Source organism: Malaciobacter canalis, assembly GCF_008000835.1.
In the GTDB taxonomy this organism is placed as follows: Bacteria; Campylobacterota; Campylobacteria; order Campylobacterales; family Arcobacteraceae; genus Malaciobacter; species Malaciobacter canalis.
Genome location: NZ_CP042812.1, coordinates 670,289 through 692,218, shown reverse-complemented (window position 1 = coordinate 692,218; position 21,930 = coordinate 670,289). Strand labels below are relative to the sequence as shown.

Genomic DNA, 21,930 nt, shown 5'->3' with positions numbered 1-21,930 from the left:
CCAAAACAATAATTATTATTATACCGTATTAACATTGGAGTAAATCTTAATGATAAATAATATCTCAATATTAAAAAATATCACTATTTTGTATGCAGAGGATGAAGCTAGTTTAAGAGAAATAACTTTAAATATCTTAAAAGGCTTCACAAAAAAGCAGTTTGTTGCAAAAGATGGACAAGAGGGGCTTGAACTTTTTAAAGAGAATGAAGAAGAGATTGATCTTATCATAACAGATGTAAATATGCCACATATGAATGGCTTAGAGATGATTAAAGAGATAAAACAAATAAACCCTAATATTCCAATTATTGTTGCAACAGCATTTTCAAATACTGAATATTTACTTGAAGCAATTGATATTGGTGTTGACAAATATGTTCTAAAACCAATTGATATGAAAAAGCTACTTCAAACAATGAGCCAATCACTACTTTATCATGAATTAAAAGATCTATACATTGATAAACTTACTCATTTACCAAATAGAAATAGACTAAAAAAAGACTTAGCTCAAACAGAAGAAGATTTGATGGCTTTAATAAATATTGATAAGTTTTCAACTATAAATGATTTGTTTGGTGAAAACAATGGGGATAAAATACTCTCTGAATTTTCAGATAATTTGAAAAAACATTTTTGTAAACAAGATTATAAAATTTATAGAATTGAAGCAGATAAGTTTGCAGTTGTTTCAAAAAAACATGATAAAGATATCTATGAGTTTAAAAAACTATGTAAAACTTTTGCAGATAATATTCAAAAAGATACAATAATTATTGATGATAATGAGATTGATTTAAATGTTACAATTGGTATTGCAAAAGGTGATGGAAATAGAGCATATAAATACTCTCAAAGAGTTATTTCATACGCAAGAAATAAATTTGAACAAGTAATGATTTATGATGATTCTTTTAATATCCAAGAGTCATTTGAAGAGAATATAAAATGGGTTAAAAAAATCAAAAATGGTCTTAAAAATGGTAACTTCAAAGGTTTTTATCAGCCTATAGTTGATAATAAAACACAAGAAATTTATAAATATGAAGCTTTGATTAGATTTATTGAAGATGATGGAGAAGTTATTGCTCCATTTAAATTTTTAGATATAGCAAAAAAAGCAAAACTATACCCTCATGTAATTAAAGTAATGTTAAAAGAGGCATTACTTCTTATAAAAGCAAAAAATAAAAGAGTTGCAGTAAATATCTCATTTGAGGATATTGCAAGTGACGAAACACAAAAATTTATTTATGAAGAGTTGAAAAATGAGCCAGAAGCAACAAAACTTTTAGAGTTTGAGATACTAGAAAGTGAAGAGATTTCAGATATTGATATAGTAAAAAGTTTTATAAAAGATGTAAAAGCTCTTGGTTGTACAGTAGGAGTTGATGACTTTGGTGCTGGATACTCCAACTTTAATATGCTTACGAATTTAGATATTGATTTTGTAAAAATTGATAGTTCTTTAATAAAAGAGATTGATCACTCAAAAAATCAAGAGATTATTGTAAATACAATTTCAAACTTCTCTAAAGAGTTTGGTTTTACAACAGTAGCTGAGTTTGTAAGTAGTAAAGAGATTTATGAAAAAGTAAAATCTTTAGATATTGACTACTCGCAAGGTTATCACTTTGGTAAACCTATGAGTTTTGATGAAGTATAAGTTAAGTAGATGAATTAATTCATCCACTCACTTATAATCTGTTTTTTATTAAATAAAGAGGCTTTTATTCTTGCTGCATTTGCAATACTTACAAGTTTTTTACTTGCATGTACTAAATTATCATTTATTAAAAAATAATCATATTTATCAATAGAGTTAATCTCTACTTTTGCATTTTCTACTCTTTTAATAATTACATCTTTAGAATCAGTTGCTCTATTATTTAACCTATTTTCCAACTCTTTTAAAGTTGGTGTTGTAATAAAAACAGAAGTTAAAAAAGAAGAGAGTTCTGTTTTTTTAACTAAATCATGCCCTTGTACATCAATATCAAAGATTACTAACTTTCCATCTTTTAAAGCCTCTTTTACAGGTTTTAAAGAAGTACCATAATAATTGCCATGTACATTTGCATACTCTAGAAAATTTTTAGCATTGATATCTTTTTCAAACTCTTCTTTTGATACAAAAAAATAATCAACACCATTCTTTTCCCCTTCTCGTGGAGCTCTTGTTGTTGTTGAAATAGAAAAATAGTATTCATTAATATCTTTATATACTTCTTTTAAAAGTGTAGATTTTCCACATCCACTAGGACCAGAAATAAGTAAAATGGCTCCAAAGTTATCTTGCATTAGTTATTATCCTTCAAAGTTAATTTTAAATCAATATCTTCACCATTTGAAAGTTTATCAATAACATTTTGGTCAAATTTCTCTAAAAGTGGTTTCAATTCATCAATACTATACTTATTTAGAATTAATTTTAAAGGCTGATTATTTGCAATATCATAATCACCAACTTCATTTAAGGCATCATCTATAATATCAGACAACTCTTTCCAATCTGTCTCTTTTTCACTATTTACAAACTCATTTTGTATATTGTCATATCTTAAGATATCAGAGATTTTAGATAATTCATTATTATCCAAAACTCCCCCACTATTTAAAGTTGCTAAAGTTACAATACTTTCATCATTTTCATCTTCAATATCTGAAGCTATATTATCAGCAAGTGATTCAACATAGTTTGTCAAATCTTCTGCTGAGTCATCATTTATCATATTAGCTGCTGAATACTTTGCTGTATTTTTAATATTTTCTTGCTTTTTTAAAGTCTCTTCTTCATCAATAAACTCTAATTGCTCTTTTATTATTTCTTGAAGTTGTAAAGGTAAAAAAGGTCTTGGAATAATAAAATCTCTTGCTTTTTCAAAAGGTAATTCATCATTGCAAATAGCTCCAAGTTTAGAACAGAATTTTTTCAATGAGTTAAATCTATCATCGATATATTCTTGGTCAATAATTATAAAATCTTTTTTTTCTTGTACATTATAATCACTTTGTACAAACAGTTCTAAATCAAGTTTTTTACAAACAAGTTTAAAAATCTTTATAATTATTGGAGTATTACTAATCAATAATAAATTCACCCTATCTCCTCTAGCTTTAAATCAATAAGTTTATACGTTTTATCACACATTTTTGCAAGTTCTTCATCATGTGTTACTAAAATCAAACCTGCATTATATGAGTTTACATACTCAAAAAGTGCATCAATTACGTGAGTTGAAGTCTCTTTATCTAGATTTCCAGTAGGTTCATCAGCAAAAATTACTTTTGGTTTTTTTGTTAAAACCCTTGCAATTGATAATCTTTGCTGTTGACCTCCACTTAGTTCTCCAACTCCTTGATTAAGTACATATTCTATATCTAATACTTTTAATAGATTTGTATCAATCTCATTTAAACTAAGTAGTGTTGCAATATCTAGATTCTCTTTAGCACTAAATCCTCTAAACAAATAGTGTGCTTGAAATATTATACCAAAATCTTCTCTACGTATATTTAAAAGCTTTGATTTTTTTTGTTTATATATATCTTTTTGTTCAAAAAAAACTTCTCCACTATTAGGTTTTAAAAGTGATGATAAAATATTTAAAAGTGTAGATTTTCCACTACCACTCATACCTATAATAGCAATAGTCTCTTTTTGATGTAAAGATAAATTTATATCATTGAAAAGTTCATAGTCAAATTTATGAGAAACCCCTTTTGCTTCTAGCAAAAGGGGTTTACTTGTAGAGTGTGCCGAGTTTAAATTTTGTTCGTACACAATTGATCTTTAGTAGAGATTATTTACCCATTTGTTTTGCAACTTCTGCTGCAAAATCTTCTTCTTCTACTTCAATTCCCTCACCAAGTTCAAATCTGATGTATTCAACAAGTTTAATTGAAGAATCAACTTCTGCAATTGCTTGCTCAACAGTTTTTTTATCATCCATAACATAAGCTTGAGATAATAAAGCTAATCTACCATCTAATTGAGTATTATCTTGGATATATCTTTCGATTTTACCAGGAATAATTTTGTCCCAGATTTTTTCTGGTTTACCTTGCTCTTTTAATTCAGCTTCAAATTTAGCTTTTGCATCTGCAATAGCTTCATCTGTTAATTGAGATTTAGATACAAAATCAGGAATATTTTTTAATGGTTTACCTAATCTTTGTAATTCATCATTTTCTGCTTCAATTTCTGCTTTAATAGCTCTATTTTCTGCTTCAACAAACTCTGAATCTAAATCAGTATATGAAATAACAGTTGGTTTCATAGCTGATGCATGCATAGCAATATTTCTTAATAATGCAGCTGTTTTTTCTTTTGCAGCTTCATCACAAGTTGCAGCTAATAATACACCAACTTTACCAGTTGCATGAACATAACCATTAACTACTTGATTTTCTACAGCAGCTAATTTTCTTGCTACTAAATTTTCACCAATAGTTGCAATTTTTTCATTTAAGAAAGTTCCAAACTCTTGTCCGTTGATTTTAGATGATGCTAAAGTTTCAGCATCTTTAATATCATTTGACTGTGCATGTGCAGTTATCTCTTTAGTTAAAGAGATAAAGTTTTCATTTTTTGCAACAAAGTCTGTTTGTGAGTTTAGCTCTAAAATTGTACCTTTAGTGTTATCTTCATTAATTAAAACAGAGATTAAACCCTCAGCAGCAACATTACCAGCTTTTTTAGCAGCTTTTCCAAGACCTGCTTCTCTTAAGTGTTGAACTGCTTTATCTAAATCACCCTCACACTCATTTAAAGCGTTTTTGCAATCAAGCATACCAGCACCAGTCATCTCTCTTAATTGTTTAATTAATTTTGGAGTTGCTCCTGCCATGATTATGCTTCCTCCTTCGCTTTTTCTTCTTTTTCTTCTTCAGCTACTGCTTCTGCAACAACTTCTTTTGCTTCTTCTTCGCTTACAGGTGCTTCAACTTCATCAGTACCCTCAGCATCAGCAGCTGCTGCTTTACCTTCATTAATTGCTGCAGCCATTTCTTGACAAAATAATTGAATTGATCTAATCGCATCATCATTTCCAGGAATTGGTAAATCTACTAAATCAGGGTCGCAGTTTGTATCTAATGGAGCTACAACTTTAATTCCTAATCTTCTAGCTTCTTTAATAGCAATTTTTTCTTTAACAGAATCAAGAACAAACATCATATCTGGGATATTATTCATCTCTTTAATTCCACCAAGATATAACTCTAATTTTTCTTCTTTTCTTGTAAGCATTAAAGCTTCTTTTTTAGTTAAAAGATCAAATTGACCTTCTTCTTTCATTTTTTTAATTACTTCTAATTTTCTAATTGATTTTTTAATTGTTCCGTAGTTTGTTAACATACCACCTAACCATCTGTGGTTAACATATGGCATTCCACAAGATTCAGCAGCTCTTTTTACAGCTTCACTAGCTTGTTTTTTAGTACCAACAAAGATCATAGTTTGACCCTCAGCAGCTGCATCTCTTACTACATTATATGTATATCTGAAATATCTTAATGTTTTTTGTAAGTCAATAATATAAATATTCTTTCTAACACCAAAAATATATTTTTTCATTTTTGGATTCCATCTTCTTGTTTGGTGTCCAAAGTGTACACCACATTCTAATAGGTCTTTCATAGTAACCATAGTTAATTCTCCTAAGTTTTTATTTTTTTCAATTGGGTTTAGCCTCTGTGCCCCTTAGTATCTGCATTGATACAACCCATTTTAGGATTGACACATGTGAGGTTTCTAATCATAATTATTTTATAAATCAAGATAAGAACGCGAATTTTACCTAATATAACTTTAATTTAAGTTTAAGCAATTATAAAGAGACAAAATCTCTTTTATTATTTAAAACTTTTATTAAATATCTTCTTGTCTCTTTATATGGCAACTCATTTACTAACTTTTTGTATACTTGTGAAGCACTACTTTTATTTATAATATCTTTAGCTTTTACTCTACTTGAACTAAATGTTTTTAAAACATTTCCACTTCCTGTATTATAAGCACTTATTACGCAATACTCTTTTGAAATAGGATTGTATAAACCTTTTAAATATCTTTCATTTAATATTTTTAAATATATAGTTCCTAATTTTATATTATTGTTTGCATTAAATAAATACTCTTTGCTTGGAGTATGAGTTTTATTTGTTAAATATTTATAAGAGTCTTTTCCAGCAGTACTAGGAACAACTTGCATTAATCCAATAGCTCCTGCATTACTTATTGCAAACTGATTAAAGTTACTTTCTGTTTTGATAATTGCATAAATCAAATTCTTACTTATCTTATATTTTTTTGAATACTTTTCAACAAAAGGTTTAAATTTGGCAACTCTTATACTTGCATGGTCTTTTACCATTGGTATTTTGACATAAGCAACTTTTGTATTTTTATTATCTTTTTTTATTGTTTTATATTCTATTTTTTTAGTTAATATCTTAGCAAATCTATTTGCTCTCCAAGAGTATCTAATCTCTTTATTTTGGTCATCTTTAATTTCACCTAATAAATAAGGAGTTTTACCTAATTTTATCTTTTTTGCATTAAATAAATCTGCTGCTTGAGGATCTTCTGGTAATAATAAAGTTGTTACAATTGCATTATGTAAACTCTTCTTTGTATTATTTGTATCAAGTGTTTCAACTAAAACATATGCATTGTCAAAATCTATTAAAGCTCTACTTTTATAGTTTTGCATATATTTAACATACTCTTTCTTTTTAGGCAATTTTACATTATTTTCACCCCAATTTTCAGTTATAGCCTTAGTAAATGCAATCAAAATTTTTCTAAAGTTTTTATCTAAAGATTTTATATCTTGTTCTAAACTTTTAGGATTAGTAGCATAATTTATACTTTTTGATTTTGCAATAGATTTTAAAGCAGTTGTAGGATCTTGACTTATAGCAGCACGAGTTAAGTTATAAATATCAGAACTACTACATCCCATTAAAAAAAATATTACTATAAAAATTAAAAAAGTTTTTTTCATAAAGTTATTTTAACAAAAAAAACATAGATTATAATTGAAATATTTATTAATATTTAAACTCTATTTATTACTATTTTGATAAAATTAAACAAAAAAGGTTATATAAAATATATGAATAGTTTTGAAACCATTGTACAAATAAAAAATGAATTGGCTAAAAAAATAGTTGGTCAAGAAGAGATGATTGATGCTTTATTAATTGGATTATTAACAAATGGTCATATTCTACTTGAGGGTGTTCCAGGACTTGCAAAAACCACAACTGTAAACTCATTAGCTAAGGTAATAAATGTAGATTTTAAAAGAGTTCAATTTACACCTGATTTATTACCAAGTGATATTATTGGTGCACAAATTTATGATATGAAAACAGGTGAATTTAAAATAAAAAAAGGACCAATTTTTACAAATTTATTATTAGCAGATGAGATAAACAGAGCTCCTGCTAAAGTTCAATCAGCCCTACTTGAAGTTATGCAAGAAAGACAAGTAACAATTGCTGAAAATAGTTTTAAAATAGATAAACCATTTTTAGTTCTTGCAACACAAAACCCAATTGAGCAAGAAGGGGCTTACACTCTTCCAGAAGCTCAATTGGATAGATTTATGTTTAAAATTGTTGTTTCATATAATACAAAAGAACAAGAGTATGAAATAGCTAAAATGGCTTCTAGTAATGAAAAAATTGATCTTGAAAAAATCATAACAAAAGAAGAGTTATTTAAATTAAAAGATGAAATATTAAATGTACATATTGATAAAGAGTTAGAAGAGTATATTGTTGATATTATTTGTGCAACAAGAGATCCAAAAAGTTATGGTTTAGAAGAGTTAAGTGAGCAAATAGAGTTTGGAGCAAGTCCTAGAGCAACTATTGATATGTTTAAAGCAGTTAAAGCCCAAGCATATTTAAGAGGAAATGACTATGTAAGCCCTATTGATATTGCATTGATTGTAAAAAATATTTTAAGGCATAGAATTATTTTAAGTTATGAGGCTCAAGCACAAGATATAAATGTTGATGATGTAATTGATAAAATAGTAGAGAAAATAAATATTCCATAATGAATCCAAAAATAAAAAAGATTTTAATAAAAAGCAAAAAAGAGGTTTTTAGTGAAGTTGTTGGAAATAATAGCTCAAAGCTAAAGGGTGAAGGCTACGATTTTTTAGAACTTAAAGAGTATGAATATGGAGAAGACGTAAAAAATATTGATTGGGTTATTAGTGCAAAACTTCAAAAGCCATATGTAAAAGTTTTCCATGCACAAAAAGAGTTAAATATAAACCTAGTTGCCTTATTAAATGGAAGTGTACATTTTGGTACGGATAAATTCAAACAAGAATTAATATGTGAGATTTGCTCTATTTTAGCTTTTAGTGCAATAAAACAAGGTGATGCTTTTAGTTCATATATTGCAAATGAAACTCTAACTTTTTGTACTAAAAAAAGTAAAAGAACTTTTAGTGTAAATAAAATGACTGAAAATATTTTTGAATACAAAAGTGTAAATAAAAAGCTAAATTATAAGAATATAACAAACTCTATTTTTTCACAAATAAAAAGGCGTTCTCTTATATTTTTAATAGGTGACTTTTTTAATGTAGAAAGTTTGGATTTAAAACTATTAAGCAAAAAACATGAAATTGTAGTAATAATAGTAAGAGATAGATTTGAAGAAAACTTGACAACTTTAGGAAATATAAATTTAAAAGATTTGGAAAATGGCTTTGAGTACAATGGAGTTGTAAATACTCAAGCTCTTAAAGATTATAAAGAACAGATTAAAAAAAACGATCACATTTTATATGAACATTTAAGAAAGTGCAATGCAAACTTTATAAAAATATATACAGATGAAAATCCCATTTCAAAACTAGTAAGGTTAATGAAATAATGAATGAACTAAAAATAAATGACATAAAAGGCTTAGTTTCTATTTTAGACTACTCTTATTTTATATATATTTTTTTAATTGTTGCAACTGTTTTAATTATAATAATTATACTTTTACAGCTAATTAGGATATTTTACAAAAGAAAAAAAAGTGATGAGCAAATAGCATATGAAATATTAGAGAAACTAGATTTAAATAATACAAAAGATGCAGCTTATAAAATTACAAAATATGGAAGAGTTGCATCAACGGATAATAGATCAAAAAGATTATTTTTCCAACTAGAAGAAAAATTAGAAAAATATAAATACAAAAAAGAAGTAGCTAAATTTGATGAAGATATTATTAATGAATATAAAAGATTTGTGGATGCAATAGATGTATAATTTTAGTTTTGAGTACCCTTATTTATTTTTACTTTTAATACCATTTTTATTCTGCTTTATTTATTGTAAAGCAAAAGAGTCAAGTTATTTTATGCCACATCTTAATTTACTTAATGAAAGTACTAAAAAAAGTACATTATTAATAAATTTACTAAAATATCTAACTGTAATACTTGCAATAACAGCTTTAGCTTCTCCTGTTAAAATTAAAAATACTCAGTTTATTAATAGTGATGGAATTGATATTGTATTAAATCTTGATACAAGTGACTCAATGAAACAAAGAGGTTTTAATAAATTTGATTTACAAGAAAATAGATTTGATGTAGTAAAAGAGCTTGCAAGTGATTTTATTGATAAAAGAATAAATGATAATATAGCTCTTGTTGTATTTGGAAACAGTTCACTTATTGCTTCAACTTTAAGTTTTGATAAACAAGCACAAAAGGAGATTTTAAACTATTTAGATATAGGAATTGTTGGTCCAAGAACAGCATTAATTGACTCTTTGGCAAGTAGTGTAAAGATATTAAAAAACTCAAAATCAAAAAGTAAAATCATAATTTTACTTAGTGATGGTGAAGATACTTCAAGCCAAATACCTTTTAACATAGTATTAAAACTTCTTAAAAAATATAATATAAAAGTTTATACTATTGCAATTCAAAGTCAAAATAGATATATATTAAATAAAATTGCAAAAGAGACTAATGGTAAATATTTCAATGCAAATAGCAAAGAAGATTTACAAAATGTTTATAAACAAATCAATGAACTAGAAAAAAGTAAACTCAAAAAGAATAAAGTTGTATTAAAAGAGTATTACTACTTTTATCCTTTGTTTATAGCTACCATTATATTAATTTTGTTAATATACTTAAAAAATAAAGAATAAGGGGTTAAAGTATGCTAGAAAGTAAAAGTGAAGAGTTAAAAAAAGCCTTAGAAAAAAGCATGTCAAAAGAGAATATTCAAGAAAAATTAATGGAAGAAAAGTTAAAACAAGACCAATTAAACCAACAAGAAAAACAAAAACAAAAAAGAATTTTTTATATATTAATTACTATTTTTACATTAATAATTATTAGCTTAAGTGCATACTTATTAAATACAAATGAGAATAGTCAAATTGCTAAAGAAGATACAAATAAAAAACCACAAAAAGAAGTTACAAAAAATATAAATAGCACTAAACAGATAAAAGATATTCAAAAAGACACTACTAAGCCAATTATTAAAGAAAAAATTATTACAAAAGAGGTAATAGTTGAAAAAAAAGTGCCTTTATCAAATGAGAATTTTAAAGAGTTCTTTAATACAAAAAAGTTTAATCTTGCAAAGTGCTACAACTATAAAACTTTTGAATATATGCCAACAACAGCTTGTAAAGAGAACCTATCAACATTTTTAGCAAAAAATAAAAAAGCTATACGATTAGAAGTAATTGGCGTTATTTCAAAAGATGATATTAAAGAAGCATCAAAACTATCAAAAGATGAAAAAATTCAAGAGTATATTCTAAGAGGTGTAGCAAGAGATAGAGTTGTTGAAGCCTCATGGTTAATAAAAGAAATAAATGAAGATAAAAATATTGTAATAACTCCTGTGAATTATTATATAAAATCTAAAGAAAACAATAAAGGTATAGTACTTAGAGCATATTATTAAATATGCTTAAGTACTTCATCTTTATCTACTAAAGGAAGCTTCTTATCATAAATTATTTGATAGGGCTCATCCCCTTTTCCAAGTATTAATAAAACAGAATTTTTGTTCTGTTTTGCTAAATCAATACCTTTTTTAATAGCTTCTTTTCTATTTACTTCAATAGTCAAATTATCTTTATTAGGTATTGCTTTACAAATATCTTCAATAATTAAATCTGGATCTTCAAATCTTGGATTATCTGATGTTACAATTATATGTTTTGCAAAATTTGCTGCAAGTTTTCCCATAAGAGGTCTTTTCTCTTTATCTCTGTCTCCACCTGCACCAAATACTGTTATAATATCTTTATGATTAAAACTTTCATAAACTTCTTTCATACCATCAGGAGTATGGGCAAAATCAATTATAATAAGAGGATCAACACTTACAATCTCCATTCTTCCACTAACTCCTGCAAAATTCTCAACAGCTTCACAAATCTCATCTAATGTTTTATTTGTAGTTAAATGTACACTTGCAATTGCTGCCATTAGATTATAAATATTAAAAATACCCATCATAGATGATGAGAAAGCGTTCATTTTTTCAATATTTGAAAACATTACATGCATTCCATTTTTAAAAGAATATGCTGTAACTTTATAAGTTGAAGGATTTTCTAAAGAGTATGTATATGCATTTTTAGTATTAAACTTAACAACTTTGTCATCTTTATTAATAAGTTTTTTACTATCATCATTGAAAAATGAATTTTTTACATTTATGTATTCTTCTATTGTTTTATGATAATCCAAATGATCTCTTGTTATATTTGTATGAACTTTTAATTCAAAATCAATTCCCTCTACTCTTTTTTGTTCAATTGCATGGGAACTTACTTCTGTTACAAAGAAATCACATTTATTATCTATTGCTTTTTGTATGTGTGCAAAATTTGCAAGTTGTACAGGAGTAGTTAAAGTATAATCTTCGACTTTTTCATCATTTATAAAAAAACCTCTTGTACCTTGAAGTGCAACTTTATATCCTAAGTCTAAAAGTATTGAATAAATTGCAGCAGCTGTTGTTGTTTTTCCATTTGTTCCTGTTATTCCAATAATTTTTATTGAAGAAAAATCAACATAATCTTTTAAGTTTGTTGAGGGAATTAAATCAACACAATTATTTGCTTTTGCATCATCGCAAAACTTTTCATTTTGTGATGAATAAACAAAAGCAACTTCACTATTTGCTTCTTTTGAATTATCTGTAAATTTTTTATTATTTATGGTTATTAGCAATTTTTTTCTCTTCTAATTTTTTATATAGCTCTTCAATCTCTTTATCATAAGTAAAATACTCATTAAAACCATCCAAATAGCTATAAGCAGTAGTATTAAATCCATTGTCAATTAATTTTGAAACAAAATCAAAAAAATCTTCTTTTGATTCTATTGCTACTTTTGTAGAAAACATTATATCTTCAAAAGCCACTCTAAAAGATCCCCTAGAATCTACTAATTTTTTAAAATCATCATATTTTATTGCATCAAGGGAATCAACACCTGTTTCAGTGATATCTTTTAACATTTCCATCATTTTATCAATATCACCATCATAAGCATTTACAACCTCTTCTACATAAGAGATTGCAGCTTCCATATCTTCTAAAGATGCAGCAGAAAAATAGTCATATAAAGTTAATGCTTTTTGCTCATCTTCACTAGCAATATCACAAAAAATAGCATAGACTTTATACTCCCTTTTTAAAGGGAATAAAGATGAAAGTTGAGAATATAAAAAAAGAGCTTTATCATACTCTTTATTCAAAAAATATGAATTTGCTTCATTTAATAATCTTTTCTCATTTATCATTAAAGTTCCTCTAAACTATTTTCCATACCTTGTGGTACGTTTATAATCTCTAATTCTGGATGTATTGCTGCTTTTAACTCTTTTTCAACAACATACTTTAAAGTACTACCACTTGCACTACATCCAACACATGCACCTTGTAGTTGCACAAATACTTTTCCATTTTTAATATCAATCAATGATATAGCTCCTCCATCTTGTGCTAACATAGGAGCTACTTTATTTTCAATTATTGTACTAACTGGAAGTTTCAAATCTTCATCTGAAAATGGCATCATATTAAGTTTACCTCTTCTTTTTTTTATTTACTAAAAATACTGCAATAGCAATAACTACAAGAATTACTCCTACTGTTTTAAATACAAAAGATAGTGTTACTGGATCTTCTAACATTAAGCTAATACACTTTCACATCTTTTACATAAAGTATCTTCATTCTCTGATTTAAATTTCCAACATCTTGGACATTTCTCATCATTTACTTTACAAACTTCAAATTTGCATGAATCAATCTCAAAAGATACTAATACTTCACTATCTAAATTTTGAGTAACACAACTTACTAAAAATAAATCTTCTGCTTCAACAGTTGGTAAAGCTAAAATATCTTTAGAGTTTGTAACTATTGCTAATTCTAGCGTAGATTTAATTATTTTTTCTTTTTTAAGTGTATCAATAGCTTCTGAAAATTTTTCTTTAGCTTTTAACAAAAATTCTTCATTAAGATTACTTTCAATTTCAGGTAATTTTTCATCTTCTAAATCAAAAATATCTTGGGCATCACCTTTTATAAATGCTGGTGCATACTCTAATAATTCATCCATTGTATATGTTAAAATACAAGATAAAGTAGTAATAAGTTTTTTAGTAATTAAAGCCATTGCACTTTGTGAGCTTCTTCTATGTATAGCATCTTTATCATCACAATATAATCTATCTTTACAAACATCTAAATAAATACCAGATAAATCTACTACTAAAAAGTTATTTAACTTATTTAATCCTTTTGAAAACTCGTAAATAGCAAATGAATCTTCTATTTCTGTAAATACTTTTTTAGCTTTTGCTAAAATCCATTTATCAAGTTCAGTCATTTTATCAAGAGATACAATTTCATCTAAATCATCAATATTTGCAAGTAAAAATCTTGAAGTATTTCTTATTTTTCTATACATCTCTGCATTTTGCTTTAAGATATTATCAGAGATTTTTAAATCACTTTGATAATCACTCATTGCAACCCACATTCTCAAGATTTCACTTCCATATTGTTTCATAACCTTATCAGGAGCAACAACATTTCCTTTTGACTTAGACATTTTTTCACCTTTTTCATCAACAGTGAAACCATGTGTCAAAATAGATTTATAAGGAGCAATTTCATTTGATGCTAAAGTAGTTAAAAGTGAAGACTGGAACCAACCTCTATGTTGATCACTTCCTTCTAAATACATATCAGCAGGAAATGTTCCAGCATCATAATTTCTACTTCTTAATACCGCATTTTGAGTAGAACCACTATCAAACCAAACATCTAAAATATCCATAGTTTTTTCTAAATCATCTGGATTTAGTCCACTACCTGGATATAATAACTCTTCAATTGATAAATCATACCAAGCATCACAACCTTTTTGTTCAAAAATCATCGCAGTATAATTTAATACTTTTTCATCAAAGATAATCTCATCAGTTTTTTTATTTCTAAAAAATGCAATTGGAACACCCCAATCTCTTTGTCTTGAGATACACCAATCAGGTCTTCCCTCTATCATAGATTTTAATCTATTTCTTCCCCACTCTGGATAGAATGTAAGATCTTCAACTACTTTAAGTGCATTTTCTCTTAAAGTTTTATTCTCTTTTCCATACTCATCATCAATTGAAATAAACCACTGTTTTGTTGCTCTAAAGATAATTGGTTTATGAGTTCTCCAACAATGCGGATATGAGTGTCTTATATCAATTCTACTTAATAAAGCCTCACCTAATTCTTCTAAAATCAACTCATTTGCTTTAAATACATGAACACCTAGATATTTATCTGTATCTTTAAAAAGTTTTTCTCTTACAATTGTTTCATCATATTTACCATAAGCATCAACTGGCATTAATACTTCAAGACCATATTTTAATCCAACTTTATAGTCATCTTCACCATGCCCAGGAGCTGTATGAACAGCACCTGTACCAGCATCCATTTCAACATGATCTGCTAAAATAACCTTTGAAGTTCTTCCATTTAAAGGGTTAATTGCATTTGTATTTTCAAGCTCTTTTGGGCAAACATCTTTTACAATCTCACCTTTAATTACCTCATTTTCTACTAAAGTGTTATAAAGTTTTTTTGCAACAATAAACTTGTCACTTGTTATTACATACTCTTCTTCACCATTTAGTGCAATTCCTGTATTTGAAGGAATTGTCCAAGGAGTAGTTGTCCATATAACTAAACTTGCATCTAGTGTTTCATGTTTAAAAGCAACATATATTGATGGTGAAGTTTTATCTTCATATTCAACTTCTGCTTCAGCTAGTGCAGTTTGTGCGGCCCATGACCAATAAACTGGCTTACTTCTTTGAACTAATAAACCTTGTTTTGCAATTGCACAAAGTTCTCTATAAATATTAGCTTCAAATTTAAAATCCATCGTCAAATAAGGATTATCCCAATCTCCAAGAACACCAAGTTTTTTAAATTCATCTCTTTGAATATCTACAAATCTTGAAGCATGTTCTCTGCAAAGCTCTCTAATTTTTGATTTTGGTAACTCTTTTTTCTTTGTATTACCTATTTTTTCTTCTACTTTTTGCTCAATTGGTAAACCATGACAATCCCAACCTGGAACATATCTAACTGACTTACCATTAAAATAATGATACTTAACAATAATATCTTTTAATACTTTATTTAATGCATGACCTATATGAATATGCCCATTTGCATAGGGTGGTCCATCATGTAGAGTAAAGCTAGGTCTGCCTTCTCTATTTTTTTTCATTCTGTCATAAACTTTTTTTTCATCCCAAGCCTTATATTTTTTAGGCTCATTTTGCGGTAAACTTCCTCTCATAGGAAACTTTGTTTTTGGAAGCAATAAACTCTCTTTATAATCCATATCTGTACTACCTTCAATATATTTAAGTATTTGTTCTTATTTATTAAATTGTAGATTATATCTAAGATTTAGTAAAAGTAGATTTAACTAACAAAGTTTTAAGGTTTTATAAATATAAAATAATAGTTATTTTTTTTATTAGATTTTTATTATTTAGCTAAAATGTAATTTTTTTGTTTACTTACCATAGAAGTAACCATTAAAAATAAAAATGTACAATTATTGTACATTACATATAGAATATTTTCTGTTATAATGTTACGAAAGAGGATATATTATATTAATTATGTACAGTTTTTTTTATTTTTATACCAAAAATGATTTAAATATGATAGTATCCTTTATATTTTAAAAACTTGATGGGGATTATTAATATGAACGAGAAACATTATGAAGTAGTTATTGTCGGTGGAGGTATTTCTGGTGCGGCGTTATTTTATGAGCTAGCCAAATATACAAATACAAAAAGTGTTTGTATGTTAGAAAAATATGAAGATTTAGCTACTTTAAACACAAAAGGTACAAGTAACTCACAAACAATTCATGTGGGTGATATAGAAACAAATTATACATTAGAAAAAGCAAAAATTACAAAAAGAACTGCAAAAATGATTGAGAAGTTTTGTCTTCAATATAATTTGCAAGATAAAATAATGTTCAAACATCAAAAAATGGCTTTAGGTGTTGGAGAAAAAGAAGTAGAATTTATAAAAAATAGATATGAAGAGTTCAAGACAGTTTTCCCTTATTTAGAGCTTTGGGACAAAGAAGACTTGAAAAAACTTGAGCCAAAATTAGTCTACTTAGAAAATGGGCAAGAAAGACCTGAACCAATTTTAGCAATGGGTGCAAAAGATGAATATACAACTGTTGAATATGGACAAATGACAAAAGAGCTTGCAAAAGCAGCTCAAGCATGTGAAGATGTTAGAACAGATATATTTTATAATTCAGAAGTAGATGAAATAGAGCAACTTGGAGAATTGTATAAAATTACAACAAAATCAGGAACTGTTTTTACTGCTGATTTTGTTGTGGTAAATGCTGGTGCACACTCATTATATTTAGCACACAAAATGGGTTATGGAAAACATATGGGTTGCTTACCAATGGCTGGAAGTTTTTATATGACTAATGAAGAGTTTTTAAATGGTAAAGTATACATGGTACAAAATGATAAACTTCCATTTGCCGCACTTCATGGTGATCCAGATATTTTAGCAGATGGAAAAACAAGATTTGGTCCAACTGCACTTATGCTTCCAAAATTAGAAAGATACAAGCCAGGTACTTACTTAGACTTCTTTAAAACTTTAAACTTAGATGGAAATATTATTAAGATATTTTGGGACTTATTAAAAGATAGTGAAATAAGAAATTATGTATTAAGAAACTTCTTATTTGAAGTTCCAGGATTAAATAAAAAACTTTTTGTAAAAGATGCTAGAAAAATTGTTCCATCATTACAAGAAAAAGATATAGAGTATGCAAAAGGCTTTGGAGGAATTAGACCTCAAGTTCTAAATAAAGAACAACAAAGATTAATGCTTGGTGAGGCTTCAATTAATACAGGTAAAGGAATTATATTTAATATGACTCCAAGTCCAGGTGCTACATCTTGTTTAGGAAATGCAAAAAGAGATATTCATACAATTACTGAATATTTAAATTTAGAGTTTGATGAAAAACAATTTTTAGCAGATTTAACAGAAGATGAATAGACTACATTATATATAGTATGATTTTCATACTATATATATTCTCCACTACACTTATTAACTTTTCATTTAAAATATACTAATATTGTTTTAGTATTTGCAAAAGGAAAAAAATGTTTGATAATATATTTAATGAAAAAATAATGCAAGAGTTACAACAGCAATTAAGAGAAAATAAAAAAACTATTACTTGTGCGGAGAGTTGTACAGGTGGATTAATTGCTTCTATGATAACAGAACTTTCAGGTTCATCTGATATATTCAATGGATCAATAGTATCTTACTCCAATGAAATAAAAAATAAAAAATTAAATGTAAAAAAAGAAAATTTGGAAAAGTTTGGTGCAGTAAGTATACAAGTTGTTGAAGATATGCTTGAGGGATCAATAAATATGTTTGATGCAGATTACTCACTTGCTACAAGTGGAATAGCTGGACCAACAGGTGCTACAAAAAATAAACCTGTAGGTACTGTAGTAATAGGTGTGAAAGCTAAAAGTGGTGATAAAATCGTTGATGTATATCATTTTGATGGTAACCGAAAAGAAGTGCAAATACAAGCGGCAAAAACAAGTTTTAAAATTTTTTTAGAATTTTTTCAAAAAACCCTTGACAAATAAAAATTTTTTTTATATAATTCCACTCCATTTTAAGAAAGACGACCCGTTAGCTCAGCTGGTAGAGCATCTCCCTTTTAAGGAGGTGGCCGAAGGTTCGAATCCTTCACGGGTCACCATTGTAAAGAATATTGTAACTTATATCTATATTTTATACTATTCATTACTTATTTTATTTTGTTGGCCCCTTCATCTAGCGGTTAGGATTCATGGTTTTCATCCATGCCACAGGAGTTCAAGTCTCCTAGGGGTCACCATTTTATTAGGTCGATTAGCTCAGTTGGTAGAGCGCTACCCTTACAAGGTAGATGTCATAAGTTCGAGTCTTATATCGACCACCATTTTTTTAGTTGTGCGGTTGTAGTTTAGTTGGTTAGAATGCCTGCCTGTCACGCAGGAGGTCGCGAGTTCGAGTCTCGTCAACCGCGCCACTTATTATTGTTTATTGACCCGTTAGCTCAGCTGGTAGAGCATCTCCCTTTTAAGGAGGTGGCCGAAGGTTCGAATCCTTCACGGGTCACCATTGTAAAGAATATTGTAACTTATATCTATATTTTATACTATTCATTACTTATTTTATTTTGTTGGCCCCTTCATCTAGCGGTTAGGATTCATGGTTTTCATCCATGCCACAGGAGTTCAAGTCTCCTAGGGGTCACCATTTTATTAGGTCGATTAGCTCAGTTGGTAGAGCGCTACCCTTACAAGGTAGATGTCATAAGTTCGAGTCTTATATCGACCACCATTTTTTTAGTTGTGCGGTTGTAGTTTAGTTGGTTAGAATGCCTGCCTGTCACGCAGGAGGTCGCGAGTTCGAGTCTCGTCAACCGCGCCACTTATTATTGTTTATTGACCCGTTAGCTCAGCTGGTAGAGCATCTCCCTTTTAAGGAGGTGGCCGAAGGTTCGAATCCTTCACGGGTCACCACTATTAGACAATAATGAAAAGTGAATTGCTTTATTCATTATTCAATATTATCTATATACTTTTTCATATTTTATTGGCCCCTTCATCTAGCGGTTAGGATTCATGGTTTTCATCCATGCCACAGGAGTTCAAGTCTCCTAGGGGTCACCAATCAAAATTTTTTAGGTCGATTAGCTCAGTTGGTAGAGCGCTACCCTTACAAGGTAGATGTCATAAGTTCGAGTCTTATATCGACCACCATTTTTTTAGTTGTGCGGTTGTAGTTTAGTTGGTTAGAATGCCTGCCTGTCACGCAGGAGGTCGCGAGTTCGAGTCTCGTCAACCGCGCCACTTAGAAACATATACTTTATTTTTCTCAATCTTTTTTCCTAATAATACTTTTTTTAATAAAAAATAAGCTACCATCTATATACATAAGCTTTACATGTAAGGATTGTAATTTGATTAGAGCAAAATCTCTTTATCAATTAATAGTTTATAGTATATTATTTATTATTATATTGATCTCATTTTTTACACTAACTATTATAGATAACACTTTTAATGAATTTCAAGCGAAAATAAAAATCATAAAAGAAAACTATACAACTAAACAAAAAGATTTAATTAGACAAGATATAGCCAATACTATGAAGTTTATTAAGTTTTATCATGAAAAATATGAAAATATAAAAACCCAAGAAGAAATAAAAAAAGATATTATAATTGCAATTGATAAAATGAAAAATCAAAATGATGTAAATGATTATACTTTTATTTATGATTTTAGTGGAAAATCAATATACTATCCTGTAGGTAAACCAGGAAAAAATTTATACGAGTTTACTGATAAAAATGGAACCAAAGTTATAAAAGAATTAATCAAAATTTCAAAAAGAGCAAATGGTGGCTTTGTAGAATATCTTTGGTATAAGCCTCAATTAAAAAAAGAAGTAAATAAGATATCTTTTGCTATGTCATATAAACCTTGGAATTGGACAATAGGAAAAGGTGTATATTTAGATAAAATAAAAAAACTTGTAAAAGAAAAAGAAAGAGAGTATGACCAAAAAATATCTAATTCAACTTTGCAAATAACTTCACTTACTATCATGCTAGTTTTATACTCAATATTTATTTATAAAAATGCAACAATTATTATTGCAAAAGAAGTAAGAGAAATAGGAAAATACTTTAAAAAATCACAAACTGATGAAAAACCAATTAATCAAGACAAAATATCATTTTCAGAATTTAGAACTATTGTAAATTATGCAAATGAAACTTTGACAAGCATAAAATACAAAAAACATTTATTAGAAGATATAAATAAAAATCTTGAATCAAAAGTTGAAGAAAAAACAAAAGAGTTAACAAACTTAATAGAATCACAAAAACAATTTTTAAAAAACTCTGTACATGAGATAAATACACCTTTAGCAATTATTCAAACAAATATTGATTTATTAAAAAGGAATATACCTGATAATTCATATGTTACAAATATTGAATCAGGAGCTAAAATAATACAATATATATACGACGATTTATCTTTTATGATAAAAAAAGATAGAGTTGAATATAAAAAAACTTATTTAAACTTTTCAGAAGTTTTAGAAGCAAGACTTAATTTTTTTGAAGAGATTGCAAAATCAAACTCTTTATTTTTTATTACTAATATTGAAAAAGATATATATATAAAATTTAACAAAACTGAGCTTCAAAGAATAATAGATAATAATTTATCTAATGCAATAAAATATTCATATGCAAAATCTCCTATATATATAAAACTAATGTATATAGATGATATTCATATAGAGTTTGAAGTGAAAACTTCTTCTGAAAAAATAGATAATAATAACAAAATTTTCAATGATTTTTATAGAGAGAACAATGCACGTGGTGGGTTTGGACTTGGATTAAGGATTGTAAAAGAGATATGTGATAAAAACTTTGTTACAATCAAGTTAGATTCAAATGAACAAGAGACAAAATTTACATATAGGTTTAAAATAAATGAAAATACTACTTCTTGAAGATGAATTAATGTTAAATAATGCAATAAGTGAATATCTTAAAGATATTGGACACATGGTTGAAAGTTTTACTGATGGACAACAAGTTATTGAAAATGTAAATTCATCATATGATTTACTAATTTTAGATATAAATGTTCCTAAAAAAGATGGCTTTGAAATACTTCAAGAGTTAAATCAAAAAAAAACATATGTTCCAACAATCTTTATTAGTGCCTTAGTAGATATTGAAGACATTACAAAAGCATATAACCTTGGGTGCAGAGAATATCTTAAAAAACCTTTTCATTTAGGTGAACTTGGTATAAAAATAAATCAAATACTTAAAAAAGATCAAAAAAATACTTCTCATATAAGATTTAGTGAACACTACTCTTACTCAAAAGATACACAAACCTTATACTTTAATGGAGAACCACAAACTTTAACAAAAAAACAATCAGAAATAATTCATATATTAGCACTAAATATTAATATGATTGTTGACTTTGAAAGATTTAGAATTGATATTTGGGATGGAGAGAATATTGACAATCCTACTATTAGAGCAGAAATTTCTAGGTTAAAAAAAGCTTTAAAAGAAGACTTTATTAAAAATATTCGAGGTTTAGGATATAAAATAGACAGATTTTATTCTGTATAAAGCTACCATAAAATGGTCTTTTTAGACCATTCTTCAAAAAATAAAATACATTTTTTTTACATTTTATAT

Annotated in this window: 20 protein-coding genes and 12 tRNA genes; 22 read left to right on the top strand and 10 right to left on the bottom strand. The window is 27.5% G+C overall.

Annotated features, from left to right (window positions below):
* The first annotated feature begins 49 nt into the window (after nucleotides 1-49).
* Complete coding sequence (locus tag ACAN_RS03435) at nucleotides 50-1,669, top strand: EAL domain-containing response regulator (RefSeq protein ID WP_079577351.1); 1,620 nt, start codon at nucleotides 50-52, stop codon at nucleotides 1,667-1,669.
* 14 nt (nucleotides 1,670-1,683) lie between these two features.
* On the opposite strand, the gene gmk is transcribed toward ACAN_RS03435, so the two are convergent.
* From gmk to ACAN_RS03405, 6 genes are all read right to left on the bottom strand, one after another.
* Nucleotides 1,684-2,304, bottom strand: a complete 621-nt coding sequence (gene gmk, locus ACAN_RS03430) for a guanylate kinase (protein ID WP_099334816.1) — start codon at nucleotides 2,302-2,304, stop codon at nucleotides 1,684-1,686.
* Nucleotides 2,304-3,104 carry a hypothetical protein gene (locus ACAN_RS03425; RefSeq protein WP_099334815.1) on the bottom strand — a complete coding sequence of 267 codons (801 nt, stop codon included), beginning with the start codon at nucleotides 3,102-3,104 and terminating at the stop codon, nucleotides 2,304-2,306. Before ACAN_RS03425 ends, gmk begins: the two co-directional genes overlap by 1 nt.
* A complete protein-coding gene (locus ACAN_RS03420; RefSeq protein WP_099334843.1) occupies nucleotides 3,101-3,739 on the bottom strand; it encodes an ABC transporter ATP-binding protein in 639 nt (212 codons plus the stop codon). The genes ACAN_RS03425 and ACAN_RS03420 overlap by 4 nt, the downstream gene beginning before the upstream one ends.
* 67 nt (nucleotides 3,740-3,806) lie before the next feature.
* Nucleotides 3,807-4,853, bottom strand: a complete 1,047-nt coding sequence (gene tsf / locus ACAN_RS03415; protein ID WP_099334814.1) for a translation elongation factor Ts — start codon at nucleotides 4,851-4,853, stop codon at nucleotides 3,807-3,809.
* A 2-nt stretch (nucleotides 4,854-4,855) separates the two neighbouring features.
* A complete protein-coding gene (rpsB, locus tag ACAN_RS03410) occupies nucleotides 4,856-5,653 on the bottom strand; it encodes a 30S ribosomal protein S2 (protein ID WP_099334813.1) in 798 nt (265 codons plus the stop codon).
* Nucleotides 5,654-5,834: 181 nt separating this feature from the next.
* On the bottom strand, nucleotides 5,835-7,013 hold the full coding sequence (locus ACAN_RS03405) for a murein transglycosylase domain-containing protein (RefSeq protein ID WP_099334812.1): 1,179 nt from the start codon (nucleotides 7,011-7,013) through the stop codon (nucleotides 5,835-5,837).
* 111 nt (nucleotides 7,014-7,124) lie between these two features.
* Between ACAN_RS03405 and ACAN_RS03400 the strand changes: the two genes are divergently transcribed.
* From ACAN_RS03400 to ACAN_RS03380, 5 genes are read left to right on the top strand one after another with little or no spacing between them, the layout of a single operon-like run.
* Nucleotides 7,125-8,078, top strand: a complete 954-nt coding sequence (locus ACAN_RS03400) for an AAA family ATPase (RefSeq protein WP_099334811.1) — start codon at nucleotides 7,125-7,127, stop codon at nucleotides 8,076-8,078.
* Nucleotides 8,078-8,911 (top strand): DUF58 domain-containing protein, encoded by an 834-nt coding sequence (locus tag ACAN_RS03395; RefSeq protein WP_099334810.1) that lies wholly within the window; start codon nucleotides 8,078-8,080, stop codon nucleotides 8,909-8,911. The genes ACAN_RS03400 and ACAN_RS03395 overlap by 1 nt, the downstream gene beginning before the upstream one ends.
* Nucleotides 8,911-9,297, top strand: coding sequence for a hypothetical protein (locus ACAN_RS03390; RefSeq protein WP_079577343.1), 387 nt, complete (start codon nucleotides 8,911-8,913; stop codon nucleotides 9,295-9,297). The genes ACAN_RS03395 and ACAN_RS03390 overlap by 1 nt, the downstream gene beginning before the upstream one ends.
* Complete coding sequence (locus ACAN_RS03385; RefSeq protein ID WP_099334809.1) at nucleotides 9,290-10,192, top strand: VWA domain-containing protein; 903 nt, start codon at nucleotides 9,290-9,292, stop codon at nucleotides 10,190-10,192. The genes ACAN_RS03390 and ACAN_RS03385 overlap by 8 nt, the downstream gene beginning before the upstream one ends.
* A gap of 11 nt (nucleotides 10,193-10,203) precedes the next feature.
* Nucleotides 10,204-10,965 (top strand): hypothetical protein, encoded by a 762-nt coding sequence (locus tag ACAN_RS03380; protein WP_099334808.1) that lies wholly within the window; start codon nucleotides 10,204-10,206, stop codon nucleotides 10,963-10,965.
* Here ACAN_RS03380 and ACAN_RS03375 read toward each other — a convergent pair.
* The 4 genes from ACAN_RS03375 to ileS all read right to left on the bottom strand — a co-directional run bounded on the left by ACAN_RS03375 (nucleotide 10,962) and on the right by ileS (nucleotide 15,938).
* On the bottom strand, nucleotides 10,962-12,245 hold the full coding sequence (locus ACAN_RS03375) for a UDP-N-acetylmuramoyl-L-alanyl-D-glutamate--2,6-diaminopimelate ligase (protein WP_099334807.1): 1,284 nt from the start codon (nucleotides 12,243-12,245) through the stop codon (nucleotides 10,962-10,964). The two genes, ACAN_RS03380 and ACAN_RS03375, sit on opposite strands and share 4 nt — an antisense overlap.
* Nucleotides 12,226-12,819 carry a hypothetical protein gene (locus ACAN_RS03370; RefSeq protein WP_099334806.1) on the bottom strand — a complete coding sequence of 198 codons (594 nt, stop codon included), beginning with the start codon at nucleotides 12,817-12,819 and terminating at the stop codon, nucleotides 12,226-12,228. The genes ACAN_RS03375 and ACAN_RS03370 overlap by 20 nt, the downstream gene beginning before the upstream one ends.
* The gene (locus ACAN_RS03365) at nucleotides 12,819-13,097 is read right to left on the bottom strand and encodes a NifU family protein (protein ID WP_099334805.1); all 279 of its coding nucleotides are present in this window, start codon (nucleotides 13,095-13,097) and stop codon (nucleotides 12,819-12,821) included. The genes ACAN_RS03370 and ACAN_RS03365 overlap by 1 nt, the downstream gene beginning before the upstream one ends.
* 114 nt (nucleotides 13,098-13,211) lie before the next feature.
* Nucleotides 13,212-15,938, bottom strand: coding sequence for an isoleucine--tRNA ligase (gene ileS, locus ACAN_RS03360; protein WP_099334803.1), 2,727 nt, complete (start codon nucleotides 15,936-15,938; stop codon nucleotides 13,212-13,214).
* Nucleotides 15,939-16,312: 374 nt separating this feature from the next.
* On the opposite strand from ileS, the gene ACAN_RS03355 reads away from it, so the two are divergent.
* The 16 genes from ACAN_RS03355 to ACAN_RS03280 all read left to right on the top strand — a co-directional run bounded on the left by ACAN_RS03355 (nucleotide 16,313) and on the right by ACAN_RS03280 (nucleotide 21,861).
* Nucleotides 16,313-17,659: an FAD-dependent oxidoreductase gene (locus ACAN_RS03355; RefSeq protein ID WP_099334802.1), complete on the top strand. Its 1,347-nt coding sequence runs from the start codon at nucleotides 16,313-16,315 to the stop codon at nucleotides 17,657-17,659.
* Between the two features lie 110 nt (nucleotides 17,660-17,769).
* Nucleotides 17,770-18,276, top strand: a complete 507-nt coding sequence (locus ACAN_RS03350) for a CinA family protein (RefSeq protein ID WP_099334801.1) — start codon at nucleotides 17,770-17,772, stop codon at nucleotides 18,274-18,276.
* Nucleotides 18,277-18,316: 40 nt separating this feature from the next.
* Nucleotides 18,317-18,392: transfer RNA gene (locus ACAN_RS03345), tRNA-Lys, on the top strand.
* Nucleotides 18,393-18,455: 63 nt separating this feature from the next.
* Nucleotides 18,456-18,530, top strand: a tRNA-Glu gene (locus ACAN_RS03340).
* A gap of 8 nt (nucleotides 18,531-18,538) precedes the next feature.
* Nucleotides 18,539-18,614, top strand: a tRNA-Val gene (locus ACAN_RS03335).
* Nucleotides 18,615-18,627: 13 nt separating this feature from the next.
* Nucleotides 18,628-18,704 (top strand) — tRNA-Asp (locus tag ACAN_RS03330).
* Between the two features lie 16 nt (nucleotides 18,705-18,720).
* Nucleotides 18,721-18,796, top strand: a tRNA-Lys gene (locus ACAN_RS03325).
* Nucleotides 18,797-18,859: 63 nt separating this feature from the next.
* Nucleotides 18,860-18,934, top strand: a tRNA-Glu gene (locus ACAN_RS03320).
* An 8-nt stretch (nucleotides 18,935-18,942) separates the two neighbouring features.
* Nucleotides 18,943-19,018, top strand: a tRNA-Val gene (locus tag ACAN_RS03315).
* Nucleotides 19,019-19,031: 13 nt separating this feature from the next.
* Nucleotides 19,032-19,108: transfer RNA gene (locus tag ACAN_RS03310), tRNA-Asp, on the top strand.
* A 16-nt stretch (nucleotides 19,109-19,124) separates the two neighbouring features.
* Nucleotides 19,125-19,200, top strand: a tRNA-Lys gene (locus ACAN_RS03305).
* Nucleotides 19,201-19,275: 75 nt separating this feature from the next.
* A tRNA-Glu gene (locus ACAN_RS03300) sits at nucleotides 19,276-19,350 on the top strand.
* 14 nt (nucleotides 19,351-19,364) lie between these two features.
* A tRNA-Val gene (locus ACAN_RS03295) sits at nucleotides 19,365-19,440 on the top strand.
* Between the two features lie 13 nt (nucleotides 19,441-19,453).
* Nucleotides 19,454-19,530 (top strand) — tRNA-Asp (locus tag ACAN_RS03290).
* Between the two features lie 110 nt (nucleotides 19,531-19,640).
* The gene (locus ACAN_RS03285) at nucleotides 19,641-21,218 is read left to right on the top strand and encodes a sensor histidine kinase (RefSeq protein WP_099334800.1); all 1,578 of its coding nucleotides are present in this window, start codon (nucleotides 19,641-19,643) and stop codon (nucleotides 21,216-21,218) included.
* Nucleotides 21,199-21,861 carry a response regulator transcription factor gene (locus tag ACAN_RS03280; RefSeq protein ID WP_099334799.1) on the top strand — a complete coding sequence of 221 codons (663 nt, stop codon included), beginning with the start codon at nucleotides 21,199-21,201 and terminating at the stop codon, nucleotides 21,859-21,861. The genes ACAN_RS03285 and ACAN_RS03280 overlap by 20 nt, the downstream gene beginning before the upstream one ends.
* Nucleotides 21,862-21,930: the final 69 nt, after the last annotated feature.